The following is a 23,649-nucleotide window of genomic DNA, read 5'->3' on the forward strand; positions in this document are numbered from 1 at the left end:
CTAATGTTTTTGTGTATTTTAAGTTACATAACATATACTAGAGGTGTGGCTTTAAGTAATGGTATTATTGAAAACAATTATACTTGGTAACATCAAAAACCTTTGTAATTAAATACTTTATCAATTATGGTTATAGGTAAAATTGATTGGTTTGGTGGAATCAATAATAAAAATCAGAAAGTTAATAACTACGGATTTATAATTCCTATTGAAAATAATAATTCTGAAGAAGGTATTTATGTGCATCGAGATGATGTACCGCAAGATTTGCAAGAACTAATTGAAGGAAGTAAAGGAAAAGGAGTTTATGTTCAATTTGATATTGATACAGAACGTCAGCGAGCCATTAACGTTGAGTTAAAAACTTGTATTGGTATTGTTGATACTGTTAAAAAAGGACGCGGATATATTAAATGTGAAGGATATTCTGATATAAATTTTATATCTAATGAAGTTATAAATTTAGGAGATATTGTTTATTTTGGAATTCGCCACAATTACAAATATAAGGATTTAAATACTATTAATCTACAAAAAGTAGATAACAAAACCACTGATATTAATATTATAAATCAATGTATTGATAGTAATAACTACAATGTTTTTAAGATTTTTTTAGGTCAATATATTCATAATCTTTCAAATGAAGAGTCGGTTAAATTAATAATAAATAAAATAAATCTCATAAATAAATACCAAAAAAAAGAATTATTGGGTATATATTTGAAAGAAGTACCCAATATGATTGTTTCTTCTTCTGCATTTAGGAATCTTCTTAGCTTATATGATTTAGAATCATATAGCAGCTATATCAATAAATATCTTGATATAGTAGATTCTTCGTTAAAGCAAGAACTATTAAATGAAGTTTTAATAAAATTAGAAGAATCTAATAGTTCAGAACGTAAAATTTATTGGAGCCAAATTAAATATCTCCAAGAAAAATTAAAATATAAAGATTTTCTATGGAATCTTGCTCCGATTGAATATCAAAAACAGTATATAAAAAATCAATATAAAGTTTTTTTTGATCTAGTCTCTCAGTTCAACGATTCTGACTATCCTTATAGTGAAGCTATCACTTCAACTTGGCATAAGTTATATAATTTAGATAAAACAGATAAGAAATTAATACGAGAATGGAATCCTACTTGTGATTCATTTAAGGAAGCTCAAATGATTTCTGCTCGCGGTGCAGAGAAGTTAGTCATCCAATATTTTAAATCCTTAAATTTTGCAACAGAAGATATTTCTATTCATCAAATTACACAAGAAAGCCAATATTGGCGAAAAGCAGATATTCGATTAAATTCAAAATACTTAATTGATGTCAAGAATACTCGCAATTCCGTTAACTCTGAACTATATTCTGAATTTTGTGTTCCTGCTTTTAAAATAGAGCGCGGTTTTGATGTGATAATAGTTGGTGTTTTATCTCCTTATCTTCAAATACAATACATGATAGGAGACCAAACACCTCGTTTTTCTGTTGAGTCTCCTAAAGTTTTGGGCGAATTTAATAAAAGAAAATTAGAAAATTTAGAAAATGTTTTTAGCGATAACTTTTTTAGTATTGATGTGTCTAGAGATTTTGATCCTAAAAGATATTTACCACCTTGGGTATTTGATTATAATCAACGTTTCTATATTCAACAGCATGAAATAGCAAAAAAGTTTCGAGCATTGCAAAAAGAGCATATTCCGGACTGGGAATATATATCATTGGTAGACGATGAAAATCCTCTGCCTTTGTTCATAACTGCTAGACGCAAGTTACCACAGAAATGGCTTGCTGATTTTCCTAAATGGCAAGCTAGTTTTATAAATTTATTAACGGAAATACCTGTAGATTACCTTTCGCTACCATATCTATTTCTTGCATTGCTAAAACATTTTTTATCTATGCTAGCTTACAAAAGTAATGATTTTACTCCTGAAGTTTATAAAAAAATATTGTATCCTTTAAAAATTTATGACCCTTTGCATATAATAGACAGTCTTATTGATACTTTAGACATCCTGTGGAAACATCGAAACAAAGCAAGATTGTCTGAGTTTAAAATTTTTAAGTTTAATGGTAGAGGATTACTACAAGCCAAACGGTCAGAATCAGAAAGATTGTTAACGACTATTTTAGCTTATTGCGGTGGATGGGTAGAGGGGAAAGGAAAATGTGGATTTTCTCCTCTTGTTATTGGTCTACATAAAAATTGTTCAAGATGTGGTCGCCTGATTTGCCCTAAAGATGACTGTTACTATTGCAGTGATAAATGCTTTTCTGAACTTGAGAAAAAACGCAATCAAAAATTATATCTAGAAGATGATGATTTAGAAGATGATGATTTAGATGATTTAGAAGATAATGATTTAGAAGATGATGATTTAGATGATTTAGAAGATGATGATTTAGAAGATGATGATTTAGATGATTTAGAAGATGATGATTTAGAAGATGATGATTTAGAAGATGATGATTTAGAAGATGATGATTTAGATGATTTAGAAGATAATGATTTAGATGATTTAGAAGATGATGATTTAGACTAATATTTGGGAAAAATTTTAACAAGACGCGAATTATAGGGTTATCGCCATCAAAACACCTATACTAATGATGTACGAATCAACTTTGTCAATAAATATATAGCAATCCTATTTGATTCTTAAAGTACTGCTTGAGGCAAGGAGTAGGGAGTAAATTTGTTTGTAATTTATTTAGGATTGCTATATCCCCAACTTTTTTAAGAAGTCAGGGATTTGAAGTTATCAATTTTTACAAATCAAATAAAATTACTATATCTGGTCATCAGATATGTTAGTTAGTGCATTAACGCCTTATAAAGGCATATCATATAAAACGTTCATGCTTTTTACTGATTACTGTTTACTGCTAGATTTATTATTCTGCATCTTGGGGAATCGGCTCTTGGCTAATATTTATATACCCTGGTTGAGCTTTGATGCGTTCTATCCATTTTTGGATAGCCGGAAACTTGGATAAATCAAAACCACCTTCATCGGCTACATGGGTATAAGCGAACAAAGCAATATCAGCAATAGTATAGCGATCGCCTACAAAATATAATCTAGATTGTAGATGCTCTTCCATTACTTTTAGGGCAGCATAACCTGGTTCCCGCTTTTGCGCTAAAGCAGTATGATATTCTTCTGCCTTGCCTAAAATAGACATCCAAAATCTGGATGTAGCAATATAAGGTTCATGGCTATATTGTTCAAAAAATAACCATTGAAAAACCTGCGCTTTTAACAAGCGATCGTAAGGCAAGAATTCTGTGTATTCACTGAGATAGATTAATATAGCATTTGATTCGCTTAAGTATTTACCTGGCTCAACTTCTAAAACAGGTATCTTCCCATTAGGATTTTTACTTAAGAATTCTGCTGTCCTACTTTCTCCCTTTAAGATATTCACCTCGATTCTTTCATAGGGAATACCCATTTGTGATAATAAAAGACGTATCTTATAACCGTTGCCAGAGGGTAAAAAATCGTACAAACGTAGCGTTTCCATGCCAAAAATGTGATGAAGAGTGGTAAAAGAAATGAGGCTCTAAAATACAATATCTTACTAAAATATTCCCTCAAAACAGGATAATTATTCACCTTTGAGCCATCTTCATACAAACTAGATTTATCTGAAAAAATAAAAAACAAAACATTAATTACTTCTAGTATTTATGCAGTTGAAATGTTTAATTTAATTCCCAGGGGTAGATAAAAAATATGTGTGGAAGATACACTTTAAATCAGTCAGCAGCTGCCATAGCTCAAGCTTTCCATCTCCAAGAGATTCCTGATGTAGCTGCACAATATAACATTGCACCTACACAAATAGTGCCAACAGTGCTACAAAACCCCACCAGTCAGCAATATGAATTTCAGCCTTTACACTGGGGCTTGATTCCTAGTTGGGCCAAAGATGCAAAAATGGGAGTAAAGCTAATTAACGCCAGAGCCGAAACAGTTGCAGAAAAACCTGCTTTTCGAGCATCATTCAAACGCCGACGCTGTTTAGTCATAGCTGATGGCTTTTATGAGTGGCAAAAGCAACAAACTAAAAAGCAACCCTTTTATTTTCGGCTTCAAGATGGTCAACCCTTTGGCTTTGCTGGGTTGTGGGATATCTGGCACTCACCGCAAGGAGAAGAAATCGCCTCCTGTACAATTTTGACAACAACAGCTAACGAATTGCTAGAACCAATCCATGAGCGTATGCCAGTAATTCTAGCTCCTGAAGATTACGATTTGTGGCTAGATACTCAAGTGCAAACCCCAGAAAAACTTCAGCCACTATTAGATCCTTACCCTGCTGAAGCAATGACAGCCTACCCCGTGAGTAATTTGGTCAACAAGCCCCAACATAACAGTCCAGAATGTATTGTCCCCCTAAATCAGTTAAATTAACTATTGAGTGCTGCGTTGGAAGTGCTAAGTCAGCACCCAACTAAAAAACGCTGTATTTCCCGCGAGCGTCTTTCGAGCTAGTAGCTGTACAACCCTAGAGGCAGTTATGCCAAGAACACAAAAAAACGATAACTTTATTGACAAATCTTTTACAGTGATGGCGGATATCATTCTGAAGATTCTGCCAACTAACAAAAAAGCTAAAGAAGCATTTGTTTATTACCGAGATGGAATGTCGGCACAAGCAGAAGGGGAATATGCCGAAGCATTGGAATATTATGAAGAAGCCCTAACCCTAGAAGAAGACCCCAACGATCGCAGTTATATTTTCTACAATATGGGGCTAATTTACGCCAGTAATGGTGATCATCAGAAAGCTTTAGAACTTTATCACAAAGCAATTGAAATCAACCCACGCATCCCCCAAGCTTTGAATAATATCGCCGTGATTTATCATTACCAAGGCGAAAAAGCCAAAGAAGCTGGGGATCATGACGGTGGTGAAGCCTTGTTTGACCAAGCCGCAGACTACTGGATTAGAGCAATTCGTATGGCTCCGAATAACTACATTGAAGCTCAAAACTGGCTCAAAACCACAGGGCGGATGCAAATTGACGTATTCTTTTAGTCAATAGTGAGCCAGTACGTAGGGAAGTTAGCAACGTAGGAACTTCAACCAAGGGGTCAAAAGTCAATAGTTAATTGCTAATAATATAACAACGAGCAAAAACAAGAGACTTTTGACCTTTGACTTTTGACTTTTGATTTATAACTAAACCATGATTGACCGCGACCAAGTTCATAAAGTAGCCCTTCTTGCTCGGTTGGAATTGACACCAGAAGAAGAAGAGCAATTTACCACCCAGCTAGGCAACATTTTAGATTATGTGGAACAGCTGAGTGAATTAGATGTTAGTGATGTGCCACCAACTACACGAGCAATTGATGTAAGCAATGTGACACGTGAGGATGAGTTACAACCTTATCCTGAGCGAGATGCTATTCTCAGCAGTGCGCCGGAACAAGAAGGGGAATTTTTCAAAGTCCCCAAAATCCTGAATAGCGAAGAGTAGAAAAGTATGAAGTATGAAGTATGAAGTGTGAAAAATAAGTTTCAGACTTCAGCCTTCATACTTAATAACTTTAAGGATTATATTTGCGGCATTCGGGCGCATTGGGATTTTCCCGACAGTATTCTTCAAAGGAACCTTTAGCGGAAACCATACCTTCAGCTTTTTGATGGGCGGCTTCTGCTTGTAATTCTTCCACTTCATCCCAAGCAGCAGCACAGGCTTTAGAATAAGCTCCATGCTGAGTACAAATAGCACGGGCGGCTTCAACGGCTTTTTGAATTTTTTCCTCTAACCTCGGTGCGGTTGGGGCTTCGACAAAATTACTTTTGGTCAAAATATCAGTAATTGAGATAATGCCTAACAGCTTACCTTGAATGACTGGCGCTCTGCGGATACCTGTGTTGGCGAATAACCGCGCTACATATTCCACACTCAATTCAGGATTGACAACAATACAGGGTTTACTCATAATTTCATAAACCCGCACTTGCTTGGGATCTTTACCGTAAGCTATTACCTTATAGACAATATCTGTTTCGCTAACCATACCATAGGCATCATTCTCATAGCGACGATCCACAACCAAGGCACGCAAGTTTTTTTCCTTCAGCAGCCGAACTGCTTGGGCCACAGTTGCTGAACCGCGAATGGTAATCACATCCTTGGTCATGATATCTTCAGCTTTCATCATTGCTGTAGTCTCCTGGTGAATAGCAGGGCTGAAGGGGCGGAAACAGAAGCGGTAGAAGTTCCCTACGCCCCATTTCCTATTCCCTATTTCCTAATTCGCTACAACAATAAGTTAGAGCAGGTTTCAATTTGTGATGTTATCGAAAGTGACCGAAGCTAAAATATCAGCATAATCATGTTGAAATATCAAGTGCGCAGCACTAAGTATGAAATTTTCTATTTTATACTTCATGTTTCACCGTAATCAGGCTAGGATGATCGCAATACTATCTAAACTGCGGCTAAAACACTTGGTAATAGTCAAGCTAAAGCACTACATAACTTGTGCTTGCTGTAAGTTTGCTCTCAGGGAAACTATCTACTAGTAAATTTTGTGACTTAGCTATGTCAAATCATCGTTATCCACCTGCCTACTTACGTTACCTCAAAGCCAGGTTATTGAATTTTAGCAAGCCTGCTTTTTGGGGAACGGCTATTTTTTTATCAGTGCTAGGGTTGGTAATTCGAGAATACTGGACTAACCCAGATGCGTTTACCTACAAACACAACAGCACAGCCACAGTTAACAATACTAGTGATTCTTTGTCAGAAGAAGAAAAAGCGATCGCAGCAGATATTGATAACTTACCAGTACTTTATAATGATGTGGAAAAAGCCACTGGGCCCATTACCATTCTTCCGCCTAAAGACAACTCCAAAGCAAATCAAGGTAAAAATCTATTACAAACTTTAATTAATCAACAAAAATCTGCAAAAAATTCAGCACTGACTCCTAGTGTACCAAGCAGTAATAACTCATCTTTAACAGATGATAACAATCCCTTCATCACCCAAACCGAAAATCTTCTACGCTTCGGCACACTCAATAATAACACTCAGCTTTCTGCTAACTCATCACAGCCCCAAGGAATCACAACCAACTCGGAAACTGTAGGTGTTGGAGTTAATCAAACTCCCAAAACTCCTTACACTTCAATTAGTGCTTCAACATCAATACTGCAACAACCAGCCAATCAATCACTGTCTACTTTAAACGGCGGTGCTGTGAATTCTAATAATACTTTAGGGCAAAATTCCTATAACGGAATTCCGCAAAATTTATCTAATAATAGTACGACTTCAGTTTTGGGTAATTCTGTTGGGCAAACTTCTTATAACGGAGTTCAACAAAATTTATCTACTAATAACCAGAATTTTGTACCTAATACAAATCCAAATTTAAATAATATTACAGGCTATATTCAGCCAACTGTACCTAATACTTCACTGAGTTCTTACAACGGTGTAAATTCTGTTCAGTCATTACCTAACCAAGTACCGTCAACAACTATTACACAACCTGTTACTTCATCTGTACCAACTAATACTCAAACCTACTCAGCCCCACCTTCCTATCCAGTAATTAGTCCAAATCAACTTACGCCTCCAACTCCAGCCAGTTATACAAACTCAAACTATGGGTATTTCAGAAATCAAATACCACAGTCTAGTTTTTCCGTTCCCGCACAGTCTACCACTGGTGTTCAAGGAAGTGGCTATTCATCTCCTAACACTGGTGGAGTGCAAAATAAACCCTATGGTTATTAGTCTTTTAAGACAGGACTTACGCACAGCCTACGGAAAATCGAACCACAGAGACGCAGAGTTCACGGAGAAATAAGAGTTTGAGAGTTTTTTTGCGTAAGTCCTATAAGAATAGTTTCAGAGTGCAAGTGTGTATGGGTGAATGGGTTTTTAACAAATAGAAAAACGATGTTGAGTAATTAATTTTGTTTACTTACTTAGGGATTTTATCTTATTGCACACAATTTAGGGTGTTGAGATACCCGACTTTTTTTAGGTCGGGTATTTTGTCTCTCACAAATGATTTTAGATTCTATATAATTTAAAATCTGAAATTTAACATCCAAAATTATTATGAGACCTTATCACCATATCCCCATTGTTGAATGCGGTGAATCTTTAGTAGCAATTCCTTTGGAATTATTTGCGGTGGAATCGCCCCATCCTTATGAAAAATTGGGTGCTACTTATGGCGAATATTCTCCTTATTTTCTTCGTCAGACTGTCGTGGAAAATTTAATCCAAGCTCAAAATTACTTGGAGTCTGTGCATCCTAATTGGCTGATTCAAATTTTTGATGGATATCGCCCGGTGAATGTGCAGCAGTTTATGGTGGATTATAGCTTTGCCACAGCTGTAAAAGAGCGAGGACTGACTGAAGCGGAATTATCAGCAATTCAACGTCAAGAAATTTGGGAGGCGGTTTACCAAATTTGGGCAGTTCCGAGTCTGGATGAAAAAACTCCGCCGCCTCACAGTACAGGGGCAGCAGTGGATGTGACGTTAGTTGATGATGCAGGTTTAGTCGTAGATATGGGTTCGCCTATTGATGAGTTGTCAGAGCGATCGCATCCTAATTACTATATCAATCATCCCCATCCACAAGCACAACATTATCATACCAATCGTCAGCTATTAAATGATGTCATGTTAAAAGCTGGCTTTCAACGCAATCCTAAAGAGTGGTGGCATTTTTGTTTTGGAGACCAAATGTGGGCGTGGCTGAATAATCAAGCAAATCCAGCTAATAACTTTACAGCCCGTTATGGTCGAATTCTCTAACAAAGTGCTGAGTCAGCTTTCTTTGATGATTTAAATAGCCTGATTTTTGATACTATGATGATATCATAATGATATAAAATTGGGCTGAGAAAACCTATGGAACAAAAAATTAAGGAATTTCCTGCGTTCAAGGTCAACGGCTTCATCATGTTGGCTGTAGTAGTGGCATTGATACTAATTGGCGGGTGGTATCTAGTGTCTAGTGTGCAAGGGTTAGAAGCTGTACTTGCAAGAGGCTTGAAAGTTACTGATTTTATCGGTGGTGAAGATAGCGTTGCCGAGCTTGTTGCTTGGTTAGCTGCAACGCTCTTGGTTGTTATTATCCCGTCGCTGTCGGGCTTCTTTAGTGTTGAGCCTAATCAAGCGGTGGTGTTGGTACTGTTTGGAAAATACGTGGGCAGCGTGCGCTCTTCTGGCTTCTGGTGGACAAATCCCTTTGTGAGCAAGCAAAAGATTTCGTTACGGGTTCGCAACTTCAACAGTAAAATCATTAAAGTTAATGATGCAGAAGGTAGCCCAATTGAAATTGCGGCGGTTGTTGTTTGGCAGGTTTTTGATTCCGCTAAGTCAAAGTTTGCCGTCGATGATTACTCTGAATTTGTCGCTATTCAAAGTGAAACTGCTATTCGGTCTTTAGCTATTCGCTATCCCTACGACAGTTCAGATGAAACAAATACTCCTTCGCTCCGGGGAATTCCTGATGAAATCGCTCACGCCCTGCAAAAAGAACTCCAAGCTCGTTTGGAAGTAACGGGTGTAGAAGTAATTGAAGCACGGCTGTCGCATCTTGCCTATGCACCAGAAATCGCTCAAGTTATGCTGCGACGACAGCAAGCAAAAGCTCTAATTGATGCGCGACGGCAGATTGTTGAAGGTGCAGTCGGGATGGTGAATGAAGCGTTGAATCGTCTGGCGACTGAACAAATGGTCAATTTGGATGACGAGCGCAAAGCTTCTATGATTAATAACCTGTTGGTTGTCCTCACCTCTGAGCAAACTGCCCAACCCGTTATCAATGCTGGAACGCTTTATAACTAAAAAATGGGACAAAAAAAACGATTTTTGTTACGTCTGGATGAGAAACTTTACGAGACAGTCGAGAAATGGTCAGCAGATGAACTCAGAAGTGTAAATGCACAGATTGAGTATTTGTTAACCGAGGCTGTGAAGAAGGCAGGACGCTGGAAACAAGATAAGGGGCAATCAGAGCAAGAGTAAGAAAAATTTGTATTTTATAAATGAGTCTTACTCATACTCTTATTTTGGCAAAGGTATTAAGCTGATAAATATACTTGTATTCAATGGAAACAACTCCATTCCCAACTCCCTATTATTAAGCATCTTCGGGATTAAGTTGTTTTAGTTCATCTGTAGTTAACGTGCCGATTGGACTCCAAACCAAATAGGGAATCAGCAATACAGTTGCTAGTAGTGAAATTGGAATAACACATACAGCCAAAACAAGGGCTGAAACTAACCCAACTAATCCCAGAGTTTCGCCAACTTTCAAACTGCGGAATCTCAGCATCAGTGGGATGTAGGCAATGGTGATAATTTCTACGAACAGGTATAAACCCATCAGCAACCAAGTAATCAAACTTCCGGGGTTATTTTGCCAGACAATATTAGCCGAAATCGCGCCGCAAATAAAAATTGCCGTCCAAATAAAGGGGATCAGAGGTTCAAAAACTAGCCATTGTGGGCGGCTTAAATGAGCGAACCATTTCACATCACGCGGTGTGATAAAAAAACTACCAAAGGCAATTAACAAAGCGATCGCGCCAATGATTACACCAGATGAAATCATGTTTTTACCCTTTTGGTGATGTCACATCTTATAGCCATTGCAGATTTGAGGACATCAACAGATGAGAAAACATAGATAAAACACAGCTTTTAGCTCTATCACCTGTTACCCTATTACCTGCTTTACCTGCCATTTTGACAATATCAGGTAGGGGTGAAATCAATCGCAGGTTTGATACTTAAACATCTTGAGGATTAAGACTCATCATCTGCCAAGTTGTATAAGTACCAATAGGACTCCAAAGTAAAAAAGGTACAAGTAACAATGCCGCCCAACCAGAAACAGGTAATACAGCCAGCGTTAATATCAGTCCAATAATAAAACCTGCACCACCAATTATTGTGCCTGCCTGAAGGCTCTGCAGGCGAAACATCACAGGCGTATAGGCAATAATCGCAATTTCTAAAATTAAGTATAAACTCATCAATAGCCATGTGGATGTTGTACTTGGGTTACGTTCCCAGACAATATAAGCCGACCAGCCACCACAAATAAAAATCACAGTCCAGATAATCGGAATTGCCGCTTCAAAGGTTAGCCATCTCGGCCTTTGTAAGCGTTTGAACCATTGGCGATCGCTAGGTTGAATTAAATTAGCACCCAAAGCTACTAATATGGCTACACCCCCAATTACCATCCAAGATTTAATCATCCTTTTATTCCTTGTAATTCTGCCTATCCCGGAAATATCACCATTTATAGTCTGATTTTCTCAATTTAGTTCAGAATTACTCATCACCCCTGAGTCTGATAACTTCATTTCAGTCAGAGATATTTATGATTTATATAACGCGATGTGCGACTTAATTCTGATATTTGTCAATCTGATTCTGCAATAGTCAATATAGCCATACCGTTTGATTTTTCTACTTATATTAATTCACGAAATTACTGAACCAAATAACTTTTTCTGTTCACCCATTCGTCTAATTTTTCGGCGTTGCATAAATGCGGGATGAAATCATAAAATTCCAACTTTAAAAATCTTGCTCTTTGCGCCTTTGCGCGGCAGTCGCTACCCTGCGGGAACGCTTTCAGCGAACAAGTCGGCAGAGCCGCCCAACGCGCTGCCTTGCCTCTGCGCGTTAGCGTTAGCGGGGCGTAGCCCGACAAAAATTATCCCTGTAATCAGCAACACCAATTTTTCCATATCAAGGGTATAACTTGCTCATTTTTGCTAGATAAAGCACCTTTAAATATTCATCATACATATCAAAGATATTTCAATCTTTTTTAAAGTTTTACACCTTGAAGTATGCTATTAACACAACAGTTAATTTGATTAGTAAAACACGATTAAAGATATTTAAATTCATTTAAAAACAAGAATCACTAGATTGAATCACATTTTTTACTGTATTGCATCTTCCATAAGTTAGAAATAAAACACTACTAATTTATAAAATTTATCTTCGTAGAAAATTGATAAAACAATAGCTTAACTTCAAAGTAATTACTGATTTAGGTTTTAGCAGTAGTTGATAGCATTTTACTAACAAAGAATTTAATTACCGCCATCTTATGTCAGTAACAGTATTAATTAATACTTATCTATAAGACTCTATTTGATTTATGAAAAAAATCATTACATCCAGATCAATCTTCTTTCCTATTCTCCATTCCCCTAACCCTACTCCCTACCTACACCACTAGATTCAGATATCAAACCGGATTCTTGTATAAGTTGATGATGTTCTGAAGACAACATTAAATCCCAATACAGTTCAGGTAAGCATTTTTTCTTTTGCTGCTCTTCGTTTCCTGTTTCTTTGCCTTAATAGAGAAGCTTTCTTAACTGAACCATATTGCCTGAAAACTTAGTTTTATTTTTACAACGACTAATACATTTACGTATGGAACCTCGCAAAACGGCATTGATTTTAATTGGCTATCAAAATGATTACTTCTCACCCAATGGAATTCTCTATGGAGTAGTGGAGGAATCAGCCAAAGTCACCAATGTCATATCCAACACTGTGCATCTGCTTCAATGCCTTACCTCTTCACCTGCATTAATAATTACAACCCCAATATTTTTTACATCTAACTACGAAGAATTAATTGAACCAATTGGTATTTTGAAAACTATCAAAGAAGTCAATGCTTTTCAGATGGGAACCCCAGGTTCAGAAACAATTGAACAACTACATCCTTTTAAAGACCGAATTTTAGAAGTACCTGGTAAACGAGGATTTAATGCGTTTATCAATACTAACCTTAATGAAATTCTCAAACAGCAAAACATAACAAATGTGGTCATAGCTGGTGCTGTGACATCTATATGTATTGACTCTACAGGTAGGTCAGCTCACGAAAAAGGCTATCATGTGACAATTTTGTCTGATTGCACTTCTGCTCGTACCATATTTGAACAAGAATTTTATTGTGCTAGTATTTTTCCTTTGTATGCAGATGTGATGACTCATAAAGAACTCCTCAACCGTTTAGAGTTAACAGTGCCTACGTGAAATATTCATTCTGAAATTACTTTTAATCATAGATTCCTTTAACGTTATGTCAGTTATTGAGTCGTAGCGTTAAAGTTCTGCGTCTTGTGTTGAATGAAATATGTCTCGAAAATAAGCACATTTATCTTAGCCCGCATTCTATCGGATTAATTTTTCAATCAGGGTCTCTTGAAGAAGGTGTTTTCTAGTATGAGAGCGAGACAAGATTCAGTCAAACCTGTCAAATCCTCCACAACCAGATTTTTATATGAAACCCGATTTTTTGGCTGACAACGAGCTACATACCCAGATTCAATACCGTTTAATCGAAAAAATATCAGAATCAGAAAGACGATATAGAGAACTAGTCGAAAATCTGCGTGAAATTGTTTTTAAATGTGATCGTGCTGGTAATTTTACATTGTTGAATAAAGCTTGGACTCTCACTTTAGGATATGATGCCTTAGAATGCTTAAATCGTCCGATTGACGATTACTTGCACGCGGAAGATAGAGAAATTTGGCTCAATTTTTTAGAACAAATACATCATAAAAGTGACCTAACTTGTAAGGAATTAAGGTTTCATCATCAAAACACCGAAATTATCTGGTTAGAATTGTCGGCTCGCTGTGAGGCTCAAGGCGAAATTTCTGGTTCTTTAACCAATATCACCGATCGCAAACGAGCGCAAGCTGCATTACGAGAGGCCAACGAAGCATTACAAATCCGAATTCAGCAATTAAGATTTGAAAATATTGAACGGAAACAAACAGAAGCCACACTCTTAGAATCAAGAGAACAGTTAAAGCAGCAAAAACAGCAACTAGAAGCAACCTTAAAAGAACTCAGAAAAACCCAAACTAAACTAATTCAAGCTGAAAAAATGTCCAGTTTGGGTCAACTAGTTGCGGGAATTGCCCATGAAATCAATAACCCAATTAACTTTATTTATGGTAACATCATCCACGCCAATGAATATATTAAAGAGTTGTTAGATTTAGTTTGTATTTACCAGCAACATTATACTGAACCAGCAGAGGAAGTTAAAAAAAAGATAAAAAAAATAGATTTGAATTTCCTTCTATCTGACCTACCTAAAATTATGAATTCTATGCAAATAGGGGCAGATAGAATTTGTGAAATTGTCATGTCTCTTCGCAACTTTTCGCGCTTAGATGAAGCAGAAATTAAAGCTGTTGATATTCATGAAGGTATTGATAGCACTTTAATGATTTTACAAAGTAGACTCAAAGGTTCCAAAACTTGCCCGCCGATTGAATTGATTAGACAATATGGCACATTACCTTTAGTGGAGTGCTATGCTGGTCAATTAAATCAGGTATTTATGAATTTGCTGAGTAATGCTATTGATGCAGTTTTGTACCCTTGTAAAAATACTGATGGAGGAAATCAAAATCATGTATTAGAGCCAGAAAATTCCCACATTCCTAGTATCCAGATTGTGACTGATATTTATAACAATAATTATGTCACAATCCGGATTATTGATAATGGGATTGGGATGTCAGAAGAAACGAGAAAACAAATTTTTGACCCATTTTTTACGACAAAGCCAGTGGGTCAAGGTACAGGCTTAGGTCTTTCTATTAGTTATCAAATAGTTGTGGAGAAACACGGGGGAATATTAGAGTGTTCCTCAGAGCTAGGTAAAGGTACGGAGTTTTTAATTCAGTTGCCGATTTCGCTGGCAAATATACTTGGATGATTATATTGGGTTAGACAAAAATTTAGTTCCAGAGTAAGTACCTATTTTTGATGGCTGATTAAAGAGTCAATTTTGAGCAACAAACTTCAAAAGGGCAATTTCTATTACAAGAGGCAATAAAGTAATGACCCAATATCATCTCGGTATTAATTTAGGACATGAACGCTCAGTTGCGATCGCTCAAGATGGTGAAATTGTCGTAGCAATTGAACAAGAACGACTCGACCGCCACAAATATAGTCCCGGCTATATGCTTCATGCGCCTGGTGTCGCTGCCCAAATGCAGCTTCCCGCAGAAGCAATTCGTTACTGCTTAGATACCTGCAACATTACCTTAAGTGATTTGGCAACCATCACTGCCAATATGCCTGGCCATGATTGTGCGCCAGATATTCTCCGCCGCGTCATGCCTGCGGAAATTACCGATAAAGTCACACGAATTCCTAGCCATCATTTGGCTCATGCTTACTCTGCTTATTGGCCTTCGGGATTTGATGAAGCATTGATTTTGGTTGTAGATGCTTCTGGTAGTACCACTCCGGCTCATGACACCGAATCCTACACCCTCTATGAAGGCCGGGGACAGACCATCACCACCCTACATAATGAGATGGTAGCGGCTCACTTAGCGCAGCTTTCTACCCTCGGTTTTGTTTACGAGTACATCACCCGCAAAGCTGGGTTTGTCACCAAAGTAGGCGAGAAGATTCAACACGCTGAAGCGGGTAAACTCATGGGTTTAGCTCCCTATGGAAAAGAGCAACCAAATTGGCATCGTTGGATTCACACAAAACAAGATTCTTACAGCCTGAAAATTTCGGCTTACGATATCTTTTTAGAAGTCGCCGCGTTAGAAAAAAGCTATGACACTGGCGAAGGTAAGCCTTATCTGCGTCCTTATTTAGTTGACCTAGCTTATAAAGTGCAAAAAGAGCTAGAGCAAGCATTACTCCATATTGTGGGCTTGGCTATCAAACGCACCGGACTGCGTAAGCTGTGTATTGCTGGAGGGGTAGGCTTAAATTCGGTTGCTAACTACGAACTGTTAAAACAACTGCAACTAGAAGATATTTTCATTTTTCCCGCAGCCGGTGACAGTGGCATTGCCGCAGGTTGCGCTTTATGGGCATACAATACCCTCGGTGATGGACAAAAGCGAGTCCGCTTAACTCAAGCAACTCTTGGTCGTCAATACGATAACGAGCAAGTTTCTCAAGCTATTCGTCACTTTCAAGACTCTATTCAAGTTGAGGAATTAACCCCCGATGAAATGATTGCGCGCAGTGCTAAAGCACTCGCACAAGGCAGCATTGTCGCTCGGTTTGAAGGCGGCTCGGAGTACGGGCCGCGCGCCTTAGGACATCGCTCTATCATGGCTGATCCTACTTTTAAACGGATGAAGGATATTTTAAATATGCGGGTCAAGTTCCGCGAAGCCTTTCGTCCGTTTGCACCAGTCATTCCTTTAGAGGCAGTATCACAGGTATTTGAACAGCAAGTAGCTGCGCCTTTTATGTTGCTAGTACCACCCCTGAAGCCAGAGTTTCAAGAGCAACTGCCAGCTATTACCCATGTGGATGGTACAGGACGGGTGCAAACTGTTACCGAGAGTGAAAATACATACTTTTATCGACTTTGTTACAAATTAGTCGAAGAAAGACAAGGGCCGCCTGTGTTACTCAATACCAGCTTTAATGTAGCAGGACAGCCGATTATTGAAACACCTTTAGAAGCGATCGCTACTTTTTTGGGTACAGATATAGATTATCTAGCGATCGGTAACTTTTGGATTGGCAAAAAGTATGTACCAATGCGGAGTTACGAAGAACATCTAGCCAATGTCGGCGAAGTTACCCTACCGCAAGGCCTTCCCCCCAATGCACCCGATGTTACCGAGTTAATGGCCAAGCTTGACCGAGCATTATTCTTTGGTGAGACTGTGGGTTGTCCTTGGTCTTGGGAAGAATTGCAGGTGCTTTCGGCTCAAGGGGCGCAATATAAAGAAACTAGTACACTCTTCCCCACAACCCCCTTTTATAATTCGCTGCAAACTAAACTGTCTGGGGATGTGATTTTACTCCTCAACCCCTTGGGTACATCCACTTTGGTAGACCTTAAGCAACAAGTACCACCTTCTAACTATACATTTGAAGAAATTAAGCTATTACTTGCTGTTCTCAATGCGCCAGAGAGTTGGCTAGAACAAATGCGCGTAGATTTGCGCTTGACTAACTGGGAATTTACCAAACGTATTGAATGGGCGCAAGCACAACTTTGCATCTACAGACTAGAATCTGCATATCCCTACATTCAACCATTACCCCAAGATTCAACCTTACCAACCGTCTGCGCTCAAACCTTTGCGCCTTTTGCAGATGAAAACTTTTCGGCTAGACATATCTTGCGTCACTTGTATGGATGTCTCCAACAAGCTGGCTACAACGAAGTTAATATTTGCCAACTCTTAGGCATTACTTCCCAACAACAAATCGAGCCGACATATCTACACTACTACGATCGCTACCTCTTACCCCAATCTCCTTTAGGCGATTTAATTCGGCTGTTTTTATTACGGGGTGCATTACCTCAAGCTAAACTCCTGGCAATCTTTGGCGAGAAAATATTTACAACCCTGTGTAGCTTAGGAATGTTAATTCAACGGGGGGAAAATTGGGCATCTAGAGTCGATATCTTTGCTGTTGCTGGACTCTACATCACTACAGATCATCGCTACATGATTTTGACAGAAGATCACATTGATGAAGATGCGGTGATGTATGTAGGTATGGATAGTATGGGGTTGGTTTGTACTGCGCCTCAATCTCCAGCGAATCGAGTGTTGGATCTTTGTAGTGGTAGCGGTATTCAAAGTTTAATCGCCAGCCGTTATGCCAAAGTTGTAGTTGGTGTGGATATTAATCCTAGAGCAATTCGATTTGCACGGTTTAACGCTCAACTTAATGGTATTTCTAATGTTCAGTTCTCTCTAGGCAATCTCTACGATGCTGTGACTGGCGAATTCGATACAATTTTGGCGAATCCCCCGTTTGTGGCGAGTCCTAGCCAAGAATGCCGTTTTCGTGATGGTGGAGTGGACGGCGAAGCAATTTTAGAGCGGATTATTTCTGAGAGTGCGAACAAGTTGACACCCCAGGGTAAGTTGTTTATTGTTACAGACTTAGTAAATATTCAAGAGTATGAATCTAAGCTAGAACGTTGGTGGCGGGGTGGCGCAGCCCATAAATTAGTATTAAGTACTGCCGATCGCAATGATATTTTGTTCTCAGTACCTCACTGTCACACAGCTTTTAACCAAAGTTGGGAACAGTACAACACAGAATTAGACCAATGGCTGCAAAACTTCCACACCAGAGGTTTAAAAGCAGTTAATTTTGGTTACATCCTCATTTATCAAGAGCCTCATACTCAAGGTTCTTACTACAGCCGCACCATCCACAACCCAACAAAGCCAATTTATCAGCAGGTACAAGAATATTTCCGCCAACGGCAATTATTAGCAACCCAAAAAATTGACGATTATTTTTTGGTAATCTCTGGTGATTTGCAATTCCGACTAGAAACTAACCACCGTACAGGAGAACGTCAAATTGAGTTATTTTCTCCCAATAACCCCTATTTCACGACTTATCCGATTAGCGAACAAATGTATCGATTGCTGCAAGATATCATTCAATGTCAGCCTAAATGGGCGTTTTATGCCACAGCTATTAATCATGGTTGGCTTTGTGAGTTAATTTACAAGGGGATTCTTTATTTAACACTAGAAACTCCCAATTTAAACCGCAATCGGCGATTGAGTGATCCACCACCAGCCGAAGGTTTTAAAATTGAGGAATTAGAAACTAAAACAACTCCTACTTGTATTTCTTCCTATCTGCGTTAGGGAGTAGGGAATTGTTCATGATGCCGTAAAAATATTTTTACGGGAATTTATGGGTATGTTGATTGGCTTGATGTTGATCAATTAATTGATTTGCTACTTTTGATAGATATAAACCTGGCATGATTTAATTTTTGTCATACCTGCGTTACTTTTGCATCAATTATTAGTATACCTAGTTCATCTTAGTTAATTAGCAACTAGTTCACCCGATTGGGTGAATGCGATCGCTCCACTAGGAATTAACCTGAAATAAGACTATGTTTTGCGTCTGTTAACTCTTTTCCACAGAAGCAAAATTGTCGTAATAGTTACAATCTCCTGGAAAATTATGCCAGTTGCTTGTATATCAAAGGATGAAAGAGTGGATGAAGCCGTAAAATTATTATATAAGCCAGATTTTCCACCAGAGGCGATCGCTCTATTGGAAAAAATCGCTGCTAACTTACCAGGGATGATTTTTCAATTTCGACAACAACTGGATGGTTCGCAGCTTGTATTATATGTAAGTTCTGGAAGTATTGCTTTATGTGAATTAGAGCCAGAAATTATACAAGCAGACTGGCAAATTTTGTACCAAATAATCCACCCCCAAGATAAAATCAGCTTCACGAAATCTTTGGGTGTGGCTTTTGCTACGCTTCAGCCTTGGCATTGGGAAGGTCGCATCATTACCAAGAGTGGCAAAATAAAGTGGATTCAAGGGGCTTGTCAATTAGCAGCCCAAGATAATGGCGAGATTCTTTGTGATGGTTTGGTGACAGATATTACCGAGAGAAAACAAACAGAAGAAAAGTTGCGTGCAAGTGAAGCGAGGTATCAAGCAATTTTGGATGCTATTCCTGATTTAATGTTTCGCATGAGCCGTGATGGTGAATATCTTGATTTAAAAGGCGAAAGTGCAAATCTCACTCTGGCTAAAGAAGAAATAGTCGGTAAAAACATGAGAGATTTGTTACCCAGTGATATAGCCTTGATTGGGCAAGAAACTATCACCAGAACTTTAGATGCGGGAAGTTTACAAACTTGCGAATATCAACTACCCACGCCTGGGGGAATGCGAGATTATGAGGCGCGGTTAGTCAAGAGCGGCCCAGATGAAGTATTAGCAATTGTCAGAGATATTACAGAACGTAAACAAGCAGAAAACTCACTCCGCAATTTGGCGCAAAAATTTGCTAAAGCTTTTAGTTGCAGCCCTGACCCAATTACTATCAGTACACTCCATGAAGGACGCTTCATAGAAGTTAACGATAGTTTTATTAGACTTTCCGGCTATGAACCAGCAGAAGTTATTGGACATACTGCACTTGATTTAAACATCTGGTTTAATGAAAGCGAGCGCCCACAGCTATTACATCAGTTACAAACTCAAGGCGCAATTCGTAATTTAGAATTTGCTTTTCGCCGCAAATCTGGTGAGGTATTAACAACGCTGCTGTCTGCGGATGTGATTGATTTAGATGGTGTGCCTTGCATTTTGGCAATTAATCATGATATCACTGCCCGCAAGCAAGCAGAAGCGCAAATGCGACTAGCAGCACAACGAGATCGCTTGTTGACGGAAACTTTGGTACGCATTCGCTCTTCGCTGAATTTAGAAGAAATTCTGCAAACTACTGTGACGGAAGTACGGCAATTTTTGCAAGCTGATCGGGTTTTTATTGGGTTGACTGAATGTGAGTTTAAAGCTAAAACCGTTGCGGAATCAGTCAATCCTCAATATCCATCGATTTTAGGTTGGACAACCGAGGATAAAAGTTATCTGCAAGAATTTAAGACTATCTTATCTACTCATCGCATTCGCGTAGTGGAAGATATCAATCAAATAACAGTATCGCAAAAATTACAAGCCCATTATCAAAAATTCCAAACAAAGGCGACATTGGCTGTACCCATTATGCTGGGGGATGAATTGTTTGGGGCGTTAATTGCTAACCAATGTTCTGGCCCCCGTCATTGGCAACCAATCGAAATAGATTTACTTTTGCAATTATCAGAACAATTAGCGATCGCTATTCAGCAAGTACAACTCTACCAAGAACTCGCCCAACTCAACACTAATTTAGAACAGCAGGTAGAAGAACGCACCGCCCAATTGCAACAAAAAATGCAGGAACTGGGAAAACTCCAACAAGTCAAAGACGTGGTTTTACATACAGTTGCCCATGATGTAAAAACTTCGGTGATGGGGAACTTGATGGTACTCAAGAATTTACTCAAAAATCAAGGTGTAGAGGTAACAAAAGCCGGAGAAAAAGCAAATTCAGCCCCATGCCTAATCCCAGTTTCTAGTTCTATTATCGATCGCATGATTCAAGGCAATGATCGCCAACTGGGCATGATTAACTGCTTGCTAGAAATTCATTCTTTCATGGAGCAAGGAGTGACTCTCCATCGGCAACAGATGAAATTCAGTACACTGTTAGAATCAATTCTTGTGGAATTACAACCACTGCTAGAGCAAAATCAGGCAACCTTAAAAAATTTAGTGAGTGCAGATTTGCCATCACTACTGGGAGATTCTACTCAGTTACAGCGAGTTTTGCTGAATTTATTTATTTATAGTTTGCAAAACAATCCACCAGGACTCAGCTTTTGTGTGAGGGCTACTGTGAAAGCTGGGATGGTTCATATTCAAATTGAACATAACGGTGTCGGTATAAGTCAATTAGAGTGCGATCGCTTTTTCGATCTGTATGTGCGCGATCCGCAAGCACCTTGTTCCACCATTTTAGGATTAAAAATGTACCTCTGTCGGCAAATTATTCAAGCCCACGGCGGTGAAATTAATGTGATTAGCCAACACCAACGCGGGTTAAAATTTTCGTTGACATTGCCTGTAGCACAATAATTACAGCACCTTGCATCTATGATAAGGTAGACTAAACTAGCCTATTTCCTGATCACAAGTCACCATAATAATGAGGGTGTGGTTGCCGTTGGAAAATCGCACAACACCTGCGATAGTATGGTCAAAGTTGGTAAAACACTGATGGCTAGCTTATTGCAACAATTAGCAAGATGGTGTAAACAAGTTTTTTCTACACCAACAATAGATGTAAATACTGCTGAATACCAATCTTGGCGTACACATTTTCTCTGGCAGAGGTTACGCCTATGGTTGTGGCTAGCACTTATTTGCTTATTGAGTTTTACTGTCCGAAATATTTATGACTTATTTTTTCCTTTACAAGAATTGGCACAGCTACCCAAAGTAATTAGGATTCAGGGCGTAGCTATTAATATTATTATGCTGCTGAGTTTACTTGTCTGCTTTGGCTTACACAAAACCCAATTTGGTCATCGCCATCCAGGCAGGTTATTTTTAGGGATATCTTGGTCAATTAGCTTTACATCACAGCTATTTGCCACTATTAATGGTTTTGCCTTACCTGACAACTTGGGTTGGTCACTTTTATTCCTCAGCCAAGCAATATTTATGCCAGTGCGTTGGCTGTTGCACTTGCTATCTCAACTAGGTATTCTCATTTATTTTTTTGCTGTGAACACAGCATTAGGGCTAAAGCCAATTTTGCCAGGGCATCTAGAAATATACAATGTGACGTTTATTTTGTATATATTTTGGTTCTGTACTATCTGCGATGTTGGGGTTTACTTATACGATCGCCTGCAATATTCTGAGTTTAATGCCCGTCAAGCATTAGAAGCCGCTAACAAAAAACTAGCGCTAGCAGAAGCCAAATATCGCAGCATTTTTGAAAACGCAATTGAAGGTATTTTTCAAAGTAGCCCTGATGGACGCTACATTACGGCTAACCCAGCACTAGCGAAAATTTACGGTTATTCATCTCCAGAAGAGGTGACAGCGAATTTTACCGACATTGAAAATCAATTGTATGTTGATTCTAGTCGCCGAGCGGAATTTGTGCGGTTAATTGAAAAGTATGGCATTGTTGCAGAATTTGAATCGCAAATTTATCGCCAAGATAAAAGCGTGGTTTGGATTTCCGAAAAAGCCTACGCTGTGCGGGATGCAGCCGGAAAGCTGCTGTATTATGAAGGGTTAATTGAAGATATTACCCAACGCAAGCAAGCAGAAGAAGCGGTGCGAGTATTTTTCCATGCAGTTTCTCACGACTTACGCAACCCAGTCTTAGGAAGCTTGATGGTGCTGAGGAATTTGCTCAATGCAAATGATACGTCTTCCCAAATTCCCATATCACGAGCAATTTTAGAGCGGATGGAGCAAAGTTGCGATCGCCAGCTAAGTTTGCTTAACTCGTTAATGGAAGCCCATACCAATGAAGTGCAAGGCGTAGTTTTGCAACTACAACCCTTGCAATTATATACCGTTGTTGCCAATGCGATCGCAGATTTAGAGCCAATGCTCACCAAAAATCAAACTACCCTATCTAATTTAGTGACCGCAGATTTACCATCAATCAATGCCGACCCTACCCAACTGTGGCGAGTGTTTTCTAACTTAATTGGCAATGCCATTAAACATAATCCGCCAGGGTTACACATTACAATTAATGCTCAAATTCAGAGCGATAAAATCTATTGTACTGTGAGCGATAATGGTGTGGGCATCAGCAAACAGCAAAGCGATCGCCTGTTTGATTTATATTTTCGGGGGAATAATCGTAATTCTGTTGGTTTGGGATTGGGGTTATATTTATGTAAGCAAATTATTCATGCTCATGGTGGGGAAATCGGCTTAGAAAATGGTTTAGAAGCTGGAGCAACTTTCTGGTTTACATTACCCCTTAATCATCCTGCCTAAGAGGATGTTTTAAAAGTTTTGGGCGAATATAATTCGCTACTACACAAACAAAGTCCGCACTTCGACAAGCTCAGTGACCACCTGCGCGGACTAATGAACAATCAATGGTTTTGAACCCACGCAGGTGGGTTTTGTCTGTGTAGCCAAGCCATTGCGTTGGGCGGGTTCCCCGACTCCCTCAGTGGCGCGCGATGTCTAATCGCCA

General features: G+C 38.7%; 17 protein-coding genes. 13 read left to right on the forward strand and 4 right to left on the reverse strand.

The window, feature by feature from the left end:
- The first annotated feature begins 126 nt into the window (after positions 1-126).
- Entirely contained in the window at positions 127-2,547 is a 2,421-nt protein-coding gene (locus H6G69_RS16395) for a hypothetical protein (RefSeq protein ID WP_190689127.1), read from the forward strand.
- 352 nt (positions 2,548-2,899) lie between these two features.
- Here the strand turns inward: H6G69_RS16395 and H6G69_RS16400 are convergent, their stop codons facing one another.
- Positions 2,900-3,532 (reverse strand): glutathione S-transferase family protein, encoded by a 633-nt coding sequence (locus H6G69_RS16400; RefSeq protein ID WP_190689131.1) that lies wholly within the window; start codon positions 3,530-3,532, stop codon positions 2,900-2,902.
- Between the two features lie 212 nt (positions 3,533-3,744).
- Between H6G69_RS16400 and H6G69_RS16405 the strand changes: the two genes are divergently transcribed.
- The 3 genes from H6G69_RS16405 (at position 3,745) to gatC (ending at position 5,498) form a co-directional block, all read left to right on the forward strand.
- Entirely contained in the window at positions 3,745-4,425 is a 681-nt protein-coding gene (locus tag H6G69_RS16405; protein WP_190689134.1) for an SOS response-associated peptidase, read from the forward strand.
- A gap of 106 nt (positions 4,426-4,531) precedes the next feature.
- Positions 4,532-5,053, forward strand: a complete 522-nt coding sequence (locus H6G69_RS16410) for a photosystem I assembly protein Ycf3 (RefSeq protein ID WP_190689137.1) — start codon at positions 4,532-4,534, stop codon at positions 5,051-5,053.
- A 151-nt stretch (positions 5,054-5,204) separates the two neighbouring features.
- Positions 5,205-5,498 (forward strand): Asp-tRNA(Asn)/Glu-tRNA(Gln) amidotransferase subunit GatC, encoded by a 294-nt coding sequence (gene gatC / locus H6G69_RS16415; RefSeq protein ID WP_190689140.1) that lies wholly within the window; start codon positions 5,205-5,207, stop codon positions 5,496-5,498.
- Between the two features lie 70 nt (positions 5,499-5,568).
- On the opposite strand, the gene H6G69_RS16420 is transcribed toward gatC, so the two are convergent.
- Complete coding sequence (locus H6G69_RS16420) at positions 5,569-6,189, reverse strand: CP12 domain-containing protein (protein ID WP_190689152.1); 621 nt, start codon at positions 6,187-6,189, stop codon at positions 5,569-5,571.
- A gap of 383 nt (positions 6,190-6,572) precedes the next feature.
- On the opposite strand from H6G69_RS16420, the gene H6G69_RS16425 reads away from it, so the two are divergent.
- The 4 genes from H6G69_RS16425 (at position 6,573) to H6G69_RS16440 (ending at position 10,031) form a co-directional block, all read left to right on the forward strand.
- Positions 6,573-7,775 (forward strand): hypothetical protein, encoded by a 1,203-nt coding sequence (locus tag H6G69_RS16425; RefSeq protein WP_190689154.1) that lies wholly within the window; start codon positions 6,573-6,575, stop codon positions 7,773-7,775.
- A gap of 330 nt (positions 7,776-8,105) precedes the next feature.
- On the forward strand, positions 8,106-8,813 hold the full coding sequence (locus H6G69_RS16430) for a M15 family metallopeptidase (RefSeq protein WP_190689157.1): 708 nt from the start codon (positions 8,106-8,108) through the stop codon (positions 8,811-8,813).
- A gap of 96 nt (positions 8,814-8,909) precedes the next feature.
- Complete coding sequence (locus H6G69_RS16435) at positions 8,910-9,851, forward strand: SPFH domain-containing protein (RefSeq protein ID WP_190689159.1); 942 nt, start codon at positions 8,910-8,912, stop codon at positions 9,849-9,851.
- 3 nt (positions 9,852-9,854) lie between these two features.
- Entirely contained in the window at positions 9,855-10,031 is a 177-nt protein-coding gene (locus H6G69_RS16440) for a hypothetical protein (RefSeq protein ID WP_190689162.1), read from the forward strand.
- A gap of 115 nt (positions 10,032-10,146) precedes the next feature.
- On the opposite strand, the gene H6G69_RS16445 is transcribed toward H6G69_RS16440, so the two are convergent.
- Together H6G69_RS16445 and H6G69_RS16450 are read right to left on the reverse strand one after the other, a co-directional pair.
- Entirely contained in the window at positions 10,147-10,620 is a 474-nt protein-coding gene (locus H6G69_RS16445; protein ID WP_190689165.1) for a TspO/MBR family protein, read from the reverse strand.
- A gap of 178 nt (positions 10,621-10,798) precedes the next feature.
- Positions 10,799-11,272: a TspO/MBR family protein gene (locus H6G69_RS16450; RefSeq protein ID WP_190689167.1), complete on the reverse strand. Its 474-nt coding sequence runs from the start codon at positions 11,270-11,272 to the stop codon at positions 10,799-10,801.
- Between the two features lie 1,201 nt (positions 11,273-12,473).
- Here H6G69_RS16450 and H6G69_RS16455 point away from each other — a divergent pair.
- From H6G69_RS16455 to H6G69_RS16475, 5 genes are all read left to right on the forward strand, one after another.
- A complete protein-coding gene (locus H6G69_RS16455; RefSeq protein ID WP_190689170.1) occupies positions 12,474-13,088 on the forward strand; it encodes a cysteine hydrolase family protein in 615 nt (204 codons plus the stop codon).
- Positions 13,089-13,335: 247 nt separating this feature from the next.
- A complete protein-coding gene (locus H6G69_RS16460; RefSeq protein ID WP_190689173.1) occupies positions 13,336-14,793 on the forward strand; it encodes an ATP-binding protein in 1,458 nt (485 codons plus the stop codon).
- Positions 14,794-14,917: 124 nt separating this feature from the next.
- A complete protein-coding gene (locus H6G69_RS16465) occupies positions 14,918-18,697 on the forward strand; it encodes a carbamoyltransferase C-terminal domain-containing protein (protein ID WP_190689176.1) in 3,780 nt (1,259 codons plus the stop codon).
- Between the two features lie 328 nt (positions 18,698-19,025).
- Positions 19,026-21,548 carry a PAS domain S-box protein gene (locus H6G69_RS16470; RefSeq protein WP_190689179.1) on the forward strand — a complete coding sequence of 841 codons (2,523 nt, stop codon included), beginning with the start codon at positions 19,026-19,028 and terminating at the stop codon, positions 21,546-21,548.
- Positions 21,549-21,689: 141 nt separating this feature from the next.
- Entirely contained in the window at positions 21,690-23,444 is a 1,755-nt protein-coding gene (locus H6G69_RS16475; RefSeq protein ID WP_242072082.1) for a PAS domain-containing sensor histidine kinase, read from the forward strand.
- The last annotated feature ends 205 nt before the right edge of the window (positions 23,445-23,649 follow it).

The organism is Nostoc sp. FACHB-110 (genome assembly GCF_014697425.1).
GTDB lineage: Bacteria > Cyanobacteriota > Cyanobacteriia > Cyanobacteriales > Nostocaceae > Nostoc_B.